12 protein-coding genes are annotated in these 14,358 nt (G+C 62.2%); 5 read left to right on the plus strand and 7 right to left on the minus strand.

What is annotated here, in order from left to right; all coding sequences use genetic code 11:
- Positions 1-57 precede the first annotated feature (57 nt).
- The 6 genes from NKH06_RS23525 to NKH06_RS23550 all read right to left on the minus strand — a co-directional run bounded on the left by NKH06_RS23525 (position 58) and on the right by NKH06_RS23550 (position 7,643).
- The gene (locus tag NKH06_RS23525; protein WP_352442058.1) at positions 58-1,737 is read right to left on the minus strand and encodes a dipeptide ABC transporter ATP-binding protein; all 1,680 of its coding nucleotides are present in this window, start codon (positions 1,735-1,737) and stop codon (positions 58-60) included.
- Position 1,738: 1 nt separating this feature from the next.
- Positions 1,739-2,536, minus strand: a complete 798-nt coding sequence (locus NKH06_RS23530) for an ABC transporter permease (RefSeq protein WP_155930577.1) — start codon at positions 2,534-2,536, stop codon at positions 1,739-1,741.
- Between the two features lie 50 nt (positions 2,537-2,586).
- Entirely contained in the window at positions 2,587-3,525 is a 939-nt protein-coding gene (locus NKH06_RS23535) for an ABC transporter permease (protein WP_023811025.1), read from the minus strand.
- Positions 3,526-3,599: 74 nt separating this feature from the next.
- Positions 3,600-5,132 (minus strand): ABC transporter substrate-binding protein, encoded by a 1,533-nt coding sequence (locus NKH06_RS23540; RefSeq protein WP_050592685.1) that lies wholly within the window; start codon positions 5,130-5,132, stop codon positions 3,600-3,602.
- 74 nt (positions 5,133-5,206) lie between these two features.
- Positions 5,207-6,649, minus strand: a complete 1,443-nt coding sequence (locus NKH06_RS23545) for an amidase (protein ID WP_023811027.1) — start codon at positions 6,647-6,649, stop codon at positions 5,207-5,209.
- Positions 6,650-6,695: 46 nt separating this feature from the next.
- Positions 6,696-7,643, minus strand: a complete 948-nt coding sequence (locus NKH06_RS23550) for a MurR/RpiR family transcriptional regulator (RefSeq protein ID WP_023811028.1) — start codon at positions 7,641-7,643, stop codon at positions 6,696-6,698.
- A 386-nt stretch (positions 7,644-8,029) separates the two neighbouring features.
- Here NKH06_RS23550 and NKH06_RS23555 point away from each other — a divergent pair, with 386 nt between their 5' ends.
- The 5 genes from NKH06_RS23555 (at position 8,030) to NKH06_RS23575 (ending at position 13,259) form a co-directional block, all read left to right on the plus strand.
- Positions 8,030-9,358, plus strand: coding sequence for an NAD(P)H-dependent oxidoreductase (locus tag NKH06_RS23555; protein WP_023811029.1), 1,329 nt, complete (start codon positions 8,030-8,032; stop codon positions 9,356-9,358).
- Between the two features lie 2 nt (positions 9,359-9,360).
- A complete protein-coding gene (locus NKH06_RS23560; RefSeq protein WP_023811030.1) occupies positions 9,361-10,389 on the plus strand; it encodes a thiamine pyrophosphate-dependent dehydrogenase E1 component subunit alpha in 1,029 nt (342 codons plus the stop codon).
- On the plus strand, positions 10,389-11,387 hold the full coding sequence (locus NKH06_RS23565) for an alpha-ketoacid dehydrogenase subunit beta (protein ID WP_023811031.1): 999 nt from the start codon (positions 10,389-10,391) through the stop codon (positions 11,385-11,387). Before NKH06_RS23560 ends, NKH06_RS23565 begins: the two co-directional genes overlap by 1 nt.
- Positions 11,388-11,390: 3 nt before the next feature.
- A complete protein-coding gene (locus NKH06_RS23570) occupies positions 11,391-12,776 on the plus strand; it encodes a pyruvate dehydrogenase complex dihydrolipoamide acetyltransferase (RefSeq protein ID WP_352442060.1) in 1,386 nt (461 codons plus the stop codon).
- A gap of 114 nt (positions 12,777-12,890) precedes the next feature.
- Positions 12,891-13,259, plus strand: coding sequence for a hypothetical protein (locus tag NKH06_RS23575; RefSeq protein ID WP_013529317.1), 369 nt, complete (start codon positions 12,891-12,893; stop codon positions 13,257-13,259).
- A 45-nt stretch (positions 13,260-13,304) separates the two neighbouring features.
- Here NKH06_RS23575 and NKH06_RS23580 read toward each other — a convergent pair whose 3' ends face one another.
- Complete coding sequence (locus tag NKH06_RS23580; protein ID WP_023811033.1) at positions 13,305-14,276, minus strand: sugar-binding transcriptional regulator; 972 nt, start codon at positions 14,274-14,276, stop codon at positions 13,305-13,307.
- Positions 14,277-14,358 lie beyond the last annotated feature (82 nt).

The raw sequence follows: 14,358 nt of genomic DNA on the forward strand, positions 1-14,358 counted from the left end.
CTTGCCTGAGTGCTGACGCTGCCGTGCTCGATCACGCTCGGCCCTGAAGGCTTTAGTCTAGCATTTGCTTCCGGCGGCCAGTAGCGGGGTGTCTCCTGGTTGGATTCCGCTGCTCGTTCGACGCGAGAGTTTCGGGATAGCGGCGATCAACTCTTGGGTATAGGCCTGCTGCGGACGATCCAGAACGTCTTCCGTATTGCCATACTCAACCAGCTTGCCGTGCTGCATGACCGCAACGTGCTCGCAGAGATAACGCACCACGCCCAGATCGTGGGAAATCAGGATCAGCGTCAGCGACAATTCGCGGCGCAGCCGCGCAAAGAGGCCGAGCACCTGGGCCTGGATGGTGACGTCCAGAGCGGAGGTGACTTCATCGGCGATCAAGATCTCGGGCTCCAGCGCCAGGGCTCTGGCGATGCCGACGCGCTGCCGCTGGCCGCCGGAAAGCTGCGTGGTGCGTCGGTCCAGCAACTGGCGTGGCAATTCCACTTTTTCCATCAGCTCACGGATCCGCTCCGGGATGTCTCTTTCCGGGCAGATGTTCTGTTGCCGCAGCGGTTCGGCGAGAGTTCGCGCAACCGTAAACGCCGGGTTGAGGGACATGAACGGGTCCTGGAACACCATCTGCAGTTTGCGAACCTGCTCCGGTCGGCGCTGCCTCAGTGCGCGATCGAGCGATTGGCCGTCCACCTCGATCTCTCCTTGTTGCGGCTGCACAAGGCCTGCAATAGCCCGGGCTATGGTGCTCTTGCCGGAACCGGACTCGCCGACGATCCCCAGCGCCCCACCGCGCCGCAATGCCAGCGAAACATTGTCGACGGCGCGCACGATTTGCGGCGGCTTGCGCGTCGCCCAGGCCGCAAGGCTCTGCCCAGGGTAGAAGTTCACGCACAGGTTCTTCACCAGGAGATGCGGTTCCGTCGCCACGGGGCAGGCATGCGTGGTCGGCTTCATCAGCGAGGGTTGGGAAGCGATCAGGCGCTTCGTGTATTCATGGGCGGGGTCACGCAGGATCTGATCGACCGAGCCGATTTCCAGCACCGCACCGTCCTTCATGACGACGACGCGGTCGCACATTTCCGCGATCACGCCAAGGTCGTGAGAGACCAGAATGACCGACAGGTTGCGTTCACGCCGGATGCCGCGGAGCAGGTCGAGTATCTGAGCTTGCACCGTGACATCAAGTGCCGTCGTGGGCTCGTCGGCAATCAGCAGTTTCGGTTCGCAGGCAAGGGCCGCCGCAATCATCACCCGCTGACGCATGCCACCGGACAGCTCGTGAGGATAGGCGCCCGCGCGCCTTGGCGCGTCCTTGATATGCATGTCTTCGAGCAGTCCGACCGCCCGCGCATTGGCCTGCCGCCAGGATATGCCCTGATGGACCACCATCGCCTCGCCCACCTGACGCCCGACCGTCATGATCGGATCAAGATGCGCCGACGGGTTCTGGAAGATCATCGCCGCTTGCCCGCCGCGCAGCCGGCCCAGCTCGGCATCCTTCATGGCGAGGACATCGCTGCCCTCGAACATGATCCGGCCCGACTTCACCAGTGCGTTGCCGGCAATCAGCTTGAGGATGGCTCTGCAGGCCACCGTCTTGCCCGATCCGGATTCACCGACGATCCCAAGGACCTCTCCCGCTTTTAGTGAAAAGCTGACGCCGCGCAGGGCGTGGACGTCGCCAAAATCGGTGGTGAAGTCGATGGTGAGGTTCTCGACGCTGACGAGGTCGCTCATCTCAGGATTCCGTGTTCAGGAGGCGGGCGAGACCATCAGCGGTCAAGGAGAGGCCGAGCGCCAGAAGGCAGATGGCGATGCCTGGGAAGATCGCAATCCACCATGCGGTCGTCAGGTAGGTCTGCCCATCCGCGATCATGGCGCCCCATTCGGGCGTCGGCGGTTGTACGCCGAGGCCGAGAAAACCCAATGATGATCCGAGCACGATGGCCAGCACGGCATCGGTCATGACGAAGACGATCGATGGGACGATGGCATTCGGCAGGATGTGGAACAGCATGATGCGCAAATGCCCAAAACCCATGCCACGTGCCGCCAGCACGAAATCGACGCCGCGCAGCACCAGCGCCTGGCTCCGCACAAGTCGGGCATAGCTGACCCAGTTCACCAAGGTGAGCGAGATGAAGTAGCTCTTGAGGCCGGGCCCCAGCACGGCCACGATGGCGATCACGAGGACGAAATAGGGAAATGATACGGTGACCTCGAGGATGCGCATCAGCACCGCATCGATCCTGCCGCCCAGGTAGCCGGCGATGAGGCCGATGGTCGTCCCCAGGATGATCGGACCGACCACGCCGAAGAAGGCCATGGCGAGATCGTAGCGCGCGGCAAACAGTGTCCGCGCCAGGACATCGCGGCCGATGGCGTCCGTGCCAAACCAATGCTCGGCGCCAGGTGGTTTCAGCGCCTGCATCACATCGACCTTGATCGGGTCGAAACTGGTCAGCACCGGCGCCAGAATGGCCACGACGATCCAGGCCAAGGTGATGGCGCCGCCAATGGCCAAGGTTGCCGGCATCGTGCGGATCCGCGCCATGGCCAAGGGGCCGCTGCCTCGCATCACATCGCTCATAATTCCACCCGTGGGTCGAGAATGGCGGTCAAGACATCGACGGCAAAATTCGAAATGACGACACCTACGGCAAGCAGCAGGGCCACTGCCTGGACGACGAACTGGTCGTGCGTGAGAACGCCGCGGATGAGCAGGTTGCCGAGCCCTGGAATGTTGAAGACATTTTCGACAACGACCGTCCCGCCGATCAGGAAGGCGACCACGACGCCCAGCAGATTGACTGTCGGCAACAGGGAATTCCAGAACACATGCCGGGAAAAGATGTAGCTTTCCGGCAGGCCCCTGGAGCGGCAGGCGATCGCATAATCCTTGTCCAGCTGCTGAATGAAGGTCGCGCGCAGATTGCGCGCGAGGATCGGCGTCACCCCGATACCGATCGTCAGGGCCGGCAAGAACAGATGCCACAGATTGTTGATAAAGGTCGGTCCGTAACCGGATACCGGGAAAATCTTCAGCCGCAGGCAGAAGCCCATGATCAACAGCAGGCCGACAAAGTAGGACGGCACGCCGACGCCCGCGACGCAGACGAGACGGATGAGGTGATCGATCCACCGTCCGCGCTGCCGGGCAGCGGTGACCGCGAGCGCGAATGTCAACAGCAGCGAGATCACGAGGCCGTAGAGGATCAAGAAAACCGTTGGCGCGATCCGTGCCGCGATGACGCCGCTGACGGGACCCCGGAAGGCGATCGACTGACCGAAATCGCCGCGCAGGCAATTCAGCACGTAATAGAAATACTGCACGGGGATGGGCTGATCGAGACCGTATCGCGCCCGCACGAATTCGATCGCCTCCTGACTGGCCTTGGGGCCAAGCATGAGGCGAACCGGATCGCCGGGTGTCATTTGCAGCAGCAGGAAGGTGATCACACTGATACCCAGCAGCACGGGGATCAACTGTATCGGCCGTCTAAGCACGAAGGAGAATCGATTCATGGTCGGGATCCTGGTGTCAAATCGATGCGAGACGGGGACGAAGTGTCTCGTCCCCGTCTCGCATCCTGTGCCGATCAATCCAGGCTGGTCCCGCCGATGGACGAGAATTGCAGGCCGACGTTCAGGACCAACCCTTTCACGCTCGGGGCGTAGGCGTTGAGCCACGTCGGGTGATAGAGCGCCACCTGCGCCACCTCGTCCACCACGGTCTTCTGGATCTGGGCATAGAGCTCGGCCCGTTTGGCATTGTCCGCCTCGCCCGAGGCTTCATCGATCAGTTTGTCGACCGTTTCGTTGTTGTAGCGGGTGTAGTAGGACTTGTTGTCGCCCGCGCCCCAGACGCACCAGCGCAATGCGTTGTCGGGATCTCGCGTCTCGTTGTACCACCAGTTCATTTCCGCCTGATACTCGCCATCGGCGAGGCGGGTCCATGCCTGGGTTGAATCGATCTTGGCAATGTTGACGGTGATGCCGACTTCCGCCAACTGCGCCTGGATCAGCACCGCCGCCTTTTCCTCGTCGGCACTTCCGGCATTCTGGATGAGTTCGAAACTGGCTCCGGTCTTGCCGGATTCTGCCAGCAGGGCCTTGGCCTTTTCGACGTCTCGGGCAATGACTGGCAGCGATTTGTCGAAGAAATCGAGCGTCGGGCTCATGATGGAACTGGCCGGCGTGCCGAGACCCAGCGTCACCGCGGCATTGATGGCCGTGCGGTCGATGCCATAGCTGACGGCCTGGCGGAATTTGAGGTCGTTGAAGGGTTCTGCCGAATGGTTGATCAGCATGTCATAGGTGGTGCTCGAAGGTTCAGGGTCGGCCCGGAAGCCGGCGGCCTTCAACTCGGCCATGCGCGGGGCCGGAACTGCGAGGCAGACGTCGAGTTCGCCCGCCTGCAACATCGAGACCCTGGTGTTGTCGTCCGGGACATAGCGGAATTCGACGCCGTCGATCTTGGGCTCGCCTTGGCGGTAATAATGCTCGTTGCGGCCAAGGACCACGCGGTCTCCCGGCTTCAATTCGACGAATTTGAACGGCCCTGATGTGACCGGCGCCTTGGCGAAAGCGTCGTCGCCCATTTTCTCGACCGCTGCCTTCGGCACGATGCCGGTATTCCAGATTTCGGTCAGCGTCAGGAAGGGCGTGAATTTGCGGTCGAGCGTCATCACCACTGTCCTGGCGTCCTTTGCCTCGACCTTGGTCAGGGGCTGAAACGGCGCCGCATAGGCGGAATCCTTCTGGAAGCGCATGCGGTTCCAGCTGAACGCCACGTCCTCGGCCGTGATCGGCGACCCATCGGAAAATTTGGCCTCGCGCAGGTGGAAGGTATAGGTCTTGCCGTCATCCGCGATGTCCCAGCTCTCGGCAAGGCCCGGGCCGACTTCTGTGCGATCGGCATTGGCATGCAGCAGGCGTGCATACATCATGCCCTGGATAAGGATATCGGCTCCGTAAGTGGTTTTGATCGGGTCCAGGGTGAGAACCTCGGCCCCATAGGCCATACGCAGTATCTTGCTGCCGTCAGCATTGGCTCGAAGCAATGTGGCCGGCAACGTCGCGATGCTGAAGCCGGCAAACGCCGCACTTTTGAGGAATACTCTGCGGTCCATGACAATCTCCCATTTTCGTTGATGATGTTCCCGGGGCGGTTCCATGCTTGTTGGTTCAAGCAGTCCTTGTTGGTTCAAGCAGTCTTGGTGATGTGGGCAGGTGGTTTGCGCTGGTGCCAGGCGTAGTCGGCCTCAAGCACCGCACCTAGCCGTAGCAGCAGATCGTCGCGTCCGAATGCGGCGACAAACTGCACGCCGATCGGCAGGCCGTTTTGCGTCCAGCCGAGCGGCAGAGATATCGCCGGCGATCCAGTGCCGTTGAAGAGCGCGCTGAACGTCTCCTTCGGCGCCAGATCGGCGAACACCGTATCGATGTCGCGGCCGGGACGATCCGGGTTGTACGTGCCGAGCAACTCCGGCGAGATCGCGCAAGTCGGCGTCACCAGCACGTCATGGACGGCCAGGAATTCGCCAACCGTCCGCGTGATCTGGTCATAAACAGCGAGGGCCGCGATCAGGCTTGCCGCGTCCAGCGTTCGGCCATGGCGATAGACAGCAAGTGTCGTCTGCTGCAGGCAGGCCTCTTCGACTGGCCGTCGCAGCAAGCCCGCCAACTCGTCGAGCGACTGCGCCGTAGAAGCTGCCCAGATCACTTTCTGTGCCGCCAGATAGCGCTCATAATCGAACACAGGCCCGGCTTCGACGACCTTGTGGCCCAGTTGCTCCAGCCTCTTGCCCACTTCGAGAACTGCCGCCTTCACCTCGGCGTCGAGCGGATAGCCGGACCAGGACGTTGTACACAGGGCGATGCGCAAAGCCTTTGGTGGCGTCTTGATCGCCTGGGCATAGCTGGTGGTTGGAGGGACGATCTCATAGCTGTCGCCGGGAAGCGCACCAGACCCCAGATCAAGCAAAGCCGCCGTGTCGCGGATCGAGCGTGTCAGCATGAATGAAATGGCGAGACCCAGCATTGGCGCATTCGATTCCGGCGCACCGCTGATCCGGCCACGAGACGGCTTCAGGCCGACGACACCACAAAAGGCGGCGGGGGTGCGAATGGAGCCGCCACCGTCGGCGCCTTGCGCGAAGGGAACGATGCCGGCGGCAACGGCTGCCGCTGCGCCGCCGCTCGATCCCGAAACACCCCTGCTGGTATCCCAGGGGTTGCGTGTCGCACCATAGAGGGAGGATTCGGTTGCCGCCGCTATGCCGAATTCCGACGTGGTGGTGCGCCCGATATTGGCAAGGCCGCCGGATCGCATTTTCACCCAGAAGGCGTGATCGTCGCCGCAGATGAAACCCTTGGCAAGAACGCTGCCGAACTCTCCCGGCCGGCCGGCTTCGATGGGGAAATCCTTGGTCAATGTCGGCATGCCGTGGAAAGGTGCGGGTCCGGGATCCTCGCCGAGCGCTTCGATCGCATCGGCATAGGTTTCGATCACGGCATTGAGCTGCGGATTGACCGCGGCGATCCCTGAAAGGATGCAGTTTCCCAGTTCGCGCGGCGTAACTTCCCGCTTGCGCAGGAGATCGGCCAGACCAACGCCGTCATAGGCGGCGTATTCCGTCAACTTCATGCGCTTGCCCTGACTGTCCACGGTTTCAGCAACGGGTGATGCATCGTCATTCTTCGCCTTCTTCTTTGATGTGCCGTGCGACGCGCCGTGGCGGCTTGTGGAAGGTCCGCAGGATCCCGGCGATATCCTCCAGCTCATTCATCCGCGTCTCGGCCGATTTGCCGAGTTTCTCGGCAACGGAATGCGTGAGGAGGTTCAGAACCGAACTTATCGCGGCCGTCGAATCCCAGTACAGGTCGACGCGCGTCGATACTTCGAGCGCCAGTTTTGTGTATTCAGATGCCCAATGACTGTATTTGTCGGTAACGATGATCAGAGGAATCTTCCGGCGCTTGATCTGGGCGCAAAGCCGAAAGCTCATCGCGGCGTATTCCGCTGTGTCGATCAGCAGGACACAAGAATTTTCGCCGCTGTCGGTGAGGATTTCCGAGAACGTGCCGCCCAAACCTTCGGCAAAGCGGACATCGCTCCGCACCCAGCGCAGACGCGTCGCGAAATCGAGCCCCAATCCCTTCACTGCCTGGAAGCTGACGCAGTTCACGCGATCACAGGTGCTCAGCAGATGAACAATTTCGGACCACATCTCGCCCTGGGCAAGGCCATAGGCCGCGGTCAAGGCCTGCTGCTCCATCTCCAGGCTGCGAGCCAACCGCTCCCGCTTTTCGCCGCCGATGCGGAAACGCAACTCGGCACTGTCCAGGCCCGGGCCTCCGGCTTTCGGTGCGGAGCGCAGGCCACGCTTCATTTCCTTGAGATCGGTGTAACCGAGACGCCGTACGAAACGGGTGACGCTTGCCTCGCTTACACCGGCGCCGACGGCAATGGTGGCGCCAGTTTCAAAGGGAATGTCATGGATGTTGGCGAGCAGGTATCGCGCAATTGCCTGCTCGGTCCGGGCGAAATCCAGCCAGCCCTCACGCAACCTGGCTTCCAGCGCACTGGCCACCTCAGTCTCTCCGGACACAGCCTTCCCGCCAGGCGTTTTCGTCTTCATCGACCGCTGTCCCTTGGCAGACCTATTTGGAACAGACCGGAAAATGCCACCCCAGGAAGCGCACTCCATTTCCAGTCGTGACGCGACGCTAGCACGCGAGAACACGCCATGAAAGATAAATTTTATAGTTTTATATTCCGGTATTTTTATTTCACAGCCGTCCATAATCCCAAAAAGCGTTCCGCGCTGGCGTTGTTCCAGCGCGACTGCGAGCGAACCTGTCTTTGCGCGCCGCGCGGTTCCCAGCTTCGTTTTCCTCCGTGGTTCGGGCTGCCGGGAAAGTGGTTTTAAGCACGAGAATCTGGACATTAGTCTTGACAGAAATACAGATGTTCAATACCCGTCAGGCAATCGAACAAGCCTGCATTATGGGAGGAACGAGCGGTATGGCTTCCAATGTTTCGTTGACGGGCCTTGCCCGCGATCTCGAGGAACGCGCCAAGTCGGGCAAGCCTATCCGTATCGGCCTGATCGGCTCGGGCGAGATGGGAACCGACATCGTCACTCGTGTCGCCCATATGTCGGGCATCGAGATCGGCGCCATTTCCGAACTGAACCTGCCTGCCGCCAGCAAGGCCGTCGATATCGCCTTTCAGGAAACCGGGCACGCGCGCGAAGTCTCGAGCGCGTCCGCGATGACGGCGGCGATGGAAGCCGGCAAGGTCGCGGTGACCAACGACGCCAATCTGGTCATCAACAACGATCTGATCGACGTCGTCATCGACGCCACCGGGGTTCCCGCCGTCGGCGCCGAGATCGGGCTGCGCGCCATGGAACATGGCAAGCATCTGGTGATGATGAATGTCGAGGCCGACGTCACCATCGGCGCCTATCTGAAGAGCGAGGCCGACCGGCTCGGCGTCACCTATTCGCTGGGCGCCGGCGACGAGCCGTCCTCCTGCATGGAACTCATCGAATTCGTTTCGGCCATGGGCCATCCGATCGTTGCCGCAGGCAAGGGCAAGAACAATCCGCTCAACATCGACGCCATTCCCCCCGACTATGAGGAGGAAGCCAAGCGCCGGCACATGAATGTGCGGATGCTGGTCGAATTCGTCGACGGCTCCAAGACCATGGTCGAGATGGCGACAATCGCCAATGCCACCGGCCTGATTCCAGACAAGGCCGGCATGCATGGCCCGGCGGCGACGCTTGGCGAACTGTCCAAGGTGCTGGTGCCGCAGAAGGATGGCGGCGTGCTGTCGAGGGTCGGCGTCGTCGACTATTCGATCGGCAAGGGTGTCGCGCCCGGCGTCTTCGTCGTTGCCGATATGTCGCATCCGCGCATCTCCGAGCGCATGGAAGATTTGAAGATGGGCAAGGGCCCGTATTTCACTTTCCATCGTCCCTATCACCTGACCTCGCTCGAAGTGCCGCTGACCTGCGCGCGCGTCGTGCTCTACGGCAAGGCCGACATGGTGCCGCTGGCCAAACCGGTGGCCGAAGTCGCCGCCGTGGCCAAGAAGGACATGAAGCCCGGCGAGAAGCTCGATGCGATCGGCGAATATTGCTATCGTGCCTGGATCATGACGACGCCTGAGGCGCGCGCCGCCAAGGCCATTCCCTGCGGCCTGCTGCAGGGCGGCTCGGTCACCGCGCCGATCAAGAAGGGCGAGCTCATAACCTACGCGAATGCAGCGCCCGCGGCGGGCTCCAAGATCGCCGAACTGCGCGCCCGCCAGGACAAGCTCGTCTATGGGTCCGTGGGAGCGTGATCATGGCCACAGCCAGCAAAGCCGTCACTGACAGTCGCGCCAATCTGCCCTTCGTCTACCGCCACTACAGCGCCGAGCAGCTCAGGGAGGTGCTCCATAAGATGTACCTGATCCGCCGCTTCGAAGAGGGCGCGGAGGAGTGCTACACGCGCGGTCTCATCCACGGCACCATGCATTTGTCGATCGGCCAGGAAGCCAGCGCCATGGGCATCTGCATGCCGCTTGCCGAGGATGACCAGATCACCTCGACGCATCGCGGTCATGGCCACTGCATAGCCAAGGGTGCCGAGGTCAAGCGCATGTTCGCCGAGTTCTTCGGCAAGACCACAGGCTATTGCAAGGGCCGTGGCGGCTCGATGCACATCGCCGATGTCGGCAAGGGCAATCTCGGCGCCAATGGCATCGTCGGTGGCGGCATCCCGATCGCCGTCGGGGCGGCATTGTCCTCCAAGATGATGAAGACCGGCAAGGTCGTGGTCTCCTTCTTCGGCGATGGCGCCAACAATGAAGGCGCTTTCCACGAGGCGCTCAACATGGCGGCGGTCTGGAAGCTGCCTGTCATTTTCGTCTGCGAGAACAATGGCTATGGCATGTCGACATCGACGGCCCGCTCGACCGCGGTCAAGAACATCGCCGAGCGCGCCGCCGCCTATTCGATGCCGGGTGTCATCGTCAACGGCAACATCTTCTCCGAGGTCGCTGAGGCGTCTCATCAGGCTATCGCCCGAGCCCGCGCCGGCGAGGGGCCGACGCTGATCGAGTCCAAGACCTACCGCCATCGCGGCCATTCCAAGAGCGACCGCAACCGCTATCGCACCAAGGAAGAGATCGAGGACTGGATGTCGAACCGCGATCCGATCACTCTGTTCGAAAGCGAGCTCAGGGAATTCGGCTTCATCGACGACAAGGGCATCGAGGCCATTCGCGATGCCGTGGCGCAAGAGATCGCCGAGGGCATCGAGTTCGCCAATGCGAGCCCATCGCCCGATATCAGCGAGACCGGAAATTACGTGTATACGGAGCAGGCGTGATGGACGCGATGGTGCGTGAACTGAGCTACGCCCAAGCGATCCAGGAAGCCATGGCGATCGCCATGGACATGGACGAACGCGTTTTCCTGATGGGCGAGGATATCGGTGTCTATGGCGGCGCCTTCCAGGTCACCGGCGACCTGGTCGAACGTTACGGCGCTGACCGCGTCATCGACACACCGATTTCGGAACTGGGTGGCGCGGGCGTTGCGGTGGGCGCTGCTCTCACCGGCATGCGGCCGATCTTCGAGTTCCAGTTTTCCGATTTCGCCACGCTTGCCATGGAGCAGATCGTCAACCAGGCGGCCAAGATGCGCTTCATGCTGGGCGGCGAGGTTTCGGTTCCCGTGGTGATGCGCTTTCCCGCCGGTTCCGGGACTGGTGCGGCGGCTCAGCACAGCCAGAGCCTCGAGGCCTGGCTCGGCCATGTGCCGGGTCTGAAAGTCATCCAGCCGGCGACGCCCTATGATGCCAAGGGTATGCTTTTGGCGGCGGTCGCCGATCCCGATCCAGTCATGATCTTCGAGCACAAGCTGCTCTACAAGATGAAGGGACCGGTGCCCGAAGGCTATTACACCGTGCCGATCGGCAAGGCCGATATCCGCCGCGAGGGCCGGGATCTGACCATCGTCGCCACCTCGATCATGGTGCAGAAGGCGCTCGACGCAGCTGCCGCGCTGGAGAACGAAGGCATCGACGTCGAAGTCGTCGATCTCCGGACCATCCGGCCGATGGACAAGCAGACCGTCATCGACAGCGTCAAGAAGACGTCGCGGCTGCTATGCGTCTACGAAGCGGTCAAGACGCTGGGCATCGGCGCCGAAGTCAGTGCCATGATCGCCGAGAGCGAGGCTTTCGATTATCTCGATGCGCCGATCGTGCGGCTGGGCGGCGCCGAAACGCCGATCCCCTACAATCCGGAACTTGAGAAAGCGACGGTGCCGCAGGTTCCCGACATCATCACCGCCGCGCGCGACCTCGTGAAAGGGGTTCGCTGAGAAATGCCGACCGAAGTCATTCTTCCCAAGGTCGACATGGACATGGCGACCGGACAGATCTCGCGCTGGTTCGCCGAGGAGGGCGCGCACGTCAAGAAGGGCGATGTGCTGTTCGAGATCGAGACCGACAAGGCGGCGATGGAGATCGACGCGCCGGCCAGCGGCGTCCTGCGCGATGTCAGCGGCAAGGAAGGTGTCGATATTGCGGTCGGCGCTGCCGTCGCGTGGATTTATGCTGACGATGAGGCTTATGGGGCTGATGTCGCTGCGACAAAGCAGGACAAAGCGCCAATCTCCCCACCCGTGGGGGAGATGTCGGCGAAGCCGACAGAGGGGGGCACTGCCCCGCCAACGTCGCATGCTGTCACGCCCCCCTCTGCCCTGCCCTCTTTGCCGCCACTTGGCATCTCCCCCACAAGGGGGGAGATTGGCCAATCGCCATCGGCCGGCCGTGCAACACCGCTTGCCCGACGCTTGGCCCGCGAGGCGGGTCTTGCCCTTGCCAGCATTGCCGGCACCGGCCCGCATGGCCGGGTGGTGAAGGCGGATGTCGACGCGGCGATTGCCGGTGGAGGTGCTGCCCAGGCGGCGCCTGCCGCCAAGGCTCCTGCTGGCGCTCCTGCGCCTGCGGTGAAGGCAATGTCGGACGAACAGGTGCTGAAACTGTTCGAACAGGGCTCCTACGACCTCGTCCCGCATGACAATATGCGCAAGACCATTGCGCGGCGGCTGGTCGAGGCCAAGACCACCATCCCGCATTTCTACCTGACGCTCGACTGCGAGCTCGATGCGCTGCTGGCGCTGCGCACGCAGATCAACGCCGCAGCCCCGGTGAAGAAGACCGATAAGGGCGATGCGCCCGCCTACAAGCTGTCGGTCAACGACATGGTCATCAAGGCGATGGCCATGGCGCTGAAGGCAGTGCCGGATGCCAATGCCTCATGGACCGAAAGCGCCATGGTCAAGCACAAGCATGCCGATGTCGGCGTCGCCGTGTCGATCCCGGGCGGGCTGATCACGCCGATCATTCGGCATGCCGACGAAAAGACGCTGTCCACCATCTCCAACGAGATGAAGGATCTGGCCAGCCGGGCGCGCAGCCGCAAGCTGAAGCCGGAAGAGTATCAGGGCGGCACCACGGCGGTGTCCAACCTCGGCATGTTCGGCATCAAGGACTTTGCCGCCGTCATCAACCCGCCGCATGCGACCATCCTGGCCGTTGGTGTCGGCGAGGAGCGGGCAGTGGTCAAGAACGGCGAGATCAGAATAGCCACCGTGATGTCGGTGACGCTGTCGACCGACCATCGCGCCGTCGACGGCGCGCTGGGTGCCGAACTGCTGGTCGCCTTCAAGAACCTCCTTGAAAATCCGATGGGCCTGCTGGTCTGATCCACCAAGCAGAAGCCGGCGCCGAATGATGCGCCGGCTTAAAACAGAAACGACTTGTCAGGCGCCGACCCTTGACCCATGTTCTATCTGGATTGCGATCCAGGGAGGCCAAATATGCCTGCATTCGACCCATCTGACGTCAAAACCCTGTTCGGCAAGGTCATGGGCGCGTCGCCATCCGATATCAAGCTGGTGGCGCAGCGCCTGCACGACCACGCCTTCGAGCCGCGCATGTCGGCGGAGGAGACCAGGCAGCTTGTCGCCAGCCTCGGCTATGACAGCCTGGACGCGTTCTGCGCCGATATCGGCCTGCCCACGCATATCGCCGAGCGCTGGAGCCGTTTTGGTGTTTCCGGCGAGATGAAGCAGGTTTTCACGCTGTTGGCGGCGCAGCGCAAGCGGGTGGCCGAGGCGATCGCCGAATTCGAATCCATGACCCATGTCGGTGTCGAGGATTTTTTGCGCGAGCGCGGGCTCATTTAGCGGGAAACACGGGTAGCGGGAAACACCGGGGCCAGTCGAACCGGCTCAGCCGCCCTTGGCAAGCAGCGCCGTGGCGGTATCGCTGTCGGTGATCAGCACGTTGGTGTCGACGGCTTTCAGCGCGGCGAGGATCGCCGCGACCTTGCGCTTGCCGCCCGCGGCGAGAACCACATTCGGCACGTTGCTGACCACATCGAGATCGATGGCCATGACGCGGCTGTTGACCTCGTGGTCGACCAGCCCGCCGGCGGCATCGACAAAATAGCACAGCATGTTGGCGACCGCGCCCTTCGCTTTCAGCGGAGCGATCAGCGATGAGGGCACGATGCCGTGCCGGAAGATGGTGGCGTCCGGCGACATGTCGCCGACGGTGAGCAGCGCGATGTCGGCGGCGGCCGCGCGTTGGCGTACATCCTGCAGGGTCGGCTGCGCCCAGAGGAGATCGCGCAGCGAGGAATTGTCGACCGTCACCGGCGCGGTGATCTGATAGCTGTCGACCTCGAAGACGTCTGCGACCTTGGCAGCAACGATGGATGGATTGATCCATTGCGAGTGCGGCAGGCTGCCGACAAGCGCCACCACGCAGGCACGCTTCAATTGCCGGCGGGCAAGGAAGCCGAGGCTGGCATGCAGGGTCGCGCCGCCACCGATCGCCAGCGTCATGCCGTCCTGCATCTGCTCGCCGAGATAGGCCGCGACGGCATGGCCGATGGCCTTCTCCAGATGGTCATGCGCCGAAGGTGTCGGGATGACGACGGCGGCGTTCAGACCCCAGCGCTTTTCCAGTTCCCGCTCGAGCGCCACCTGCCCGGCGGTCGGTGCGTTGATCATGGTGACGACAATGCCCTCGGCGGTGCAGGAGGCCAGCGTACGCATGACCTTCACCCTGGAGACATCGAGCTTTTCGGCGATCTGTTCCTGGGTAAAACCTTCGACATAGTAGAGCCATGCCGTCTTGACGGTAAGGTCCGACGAGACCATCGGCAGGCGAGCCTGTCTGGGTTTTTCCGTGGTCATCGGTTCCTGTCCCTCATGAGCCGTGGCCTGATCGGTGCTCATCAAGGAAACACCGGCCGGATGTCAATTGATGCCGATCGCA

The organism is Mesorhizobium sp. M1342 (assembly GCF_040317955.1).
In the GTDB taxonomy this organism is placed as follows: domain Bacteria; phylum Pseudomonadota; class Alphaproteobacteria; order Rhizobiales; family Rhizobiaceae; genus Mesorhizobium.

Bases quoted from the DNA above. Each gene is read 5' to 3' on its own strand.
- NKH06_RS23525 (WP_352442058.1), bottom strand. From the start codon at position 1,737: ATGAGCGACCTCGTCAGCGTCGAGAACCTCACCATCGACTTCACCACC.
- NKH06_RS23530 (WP_155930577.1), bottom strand. From the start codon at position 2,536: ATGCCGGCAACCTTGGCCATTGGCGGCGCCATCACCTTGGCCTGGATC.
- NKH06_RS23535 (WP_023811025.1), bottom strand. From the start codon at position 3,525: ATGAATCGATTCTCCTTCGTGCTTAGACGGCCGATACAGTTGATCCCC.
- NKH06_RS23540 (WP_050592685.1), bottom strand. From the start codon at position 5,132: ATGGACCGCAGAGTATTCCTCAAAAGTGCGGCGTTTGCCGGCTTCAGC.
- NKH06_RS23545 (WP_023811027.1), bottom strand. From the start codon at position 6,649: ATGAAGTTGACGGAATACGCCGCCTATGACGGCGTTGGTCTGGCCGAT.
- NKH06_RS23550 (WP_023811028.1), bottom strand. From the start codon at position 7,643: ATGAAGACGAAAACGCCTGGCGGGAAGGCTGTGTCCGGAGAGACTGAG.
- NKH06_RS23555 (WP_023811029.1), top strand. From the start codon at position 8,030: ATGGCTTCCAATGTTTCGTTGACGGGCCTTGCCCGCGATCTCGAGGAA.
- NKH06_RS23560 (WP_023811030.1), top strand. From the start codon at position 9,361: ATGGCCACAGCCAGCAAAGCCGTCACTGACAGTCGCGCCAATCTGCCC.
- NKH06_RS23565 (WP_023811031.1), top strand. From the start codon at position 10,389: ATGGACGCGATGGTGCGTGAACTGAGCTACGCCCAAGCGATCCAGGAA.
- NKH06_RS23570 (WP_352442060.1), top strand. From the start codon at position 11,391: ATGCCGACCGAAGTCATTCTTCCCAAGGTCGACATGGACATGGCGACC.
- NKH06_RS23575 (WP_013529317.1), top strand. From the start codon at position 12,891: ATGCCTGCATTCGACCCATCTGACGTCAAAACCCTGTTCGGCAAGGTC.
- NKH06_RS23580 (WP_023811033.1), bottom strand. From the start codon at position 14,276: ATGACCACGGAAAAACCCAGACAGGCTCGCCTGCCGATGGTCTCGTCG.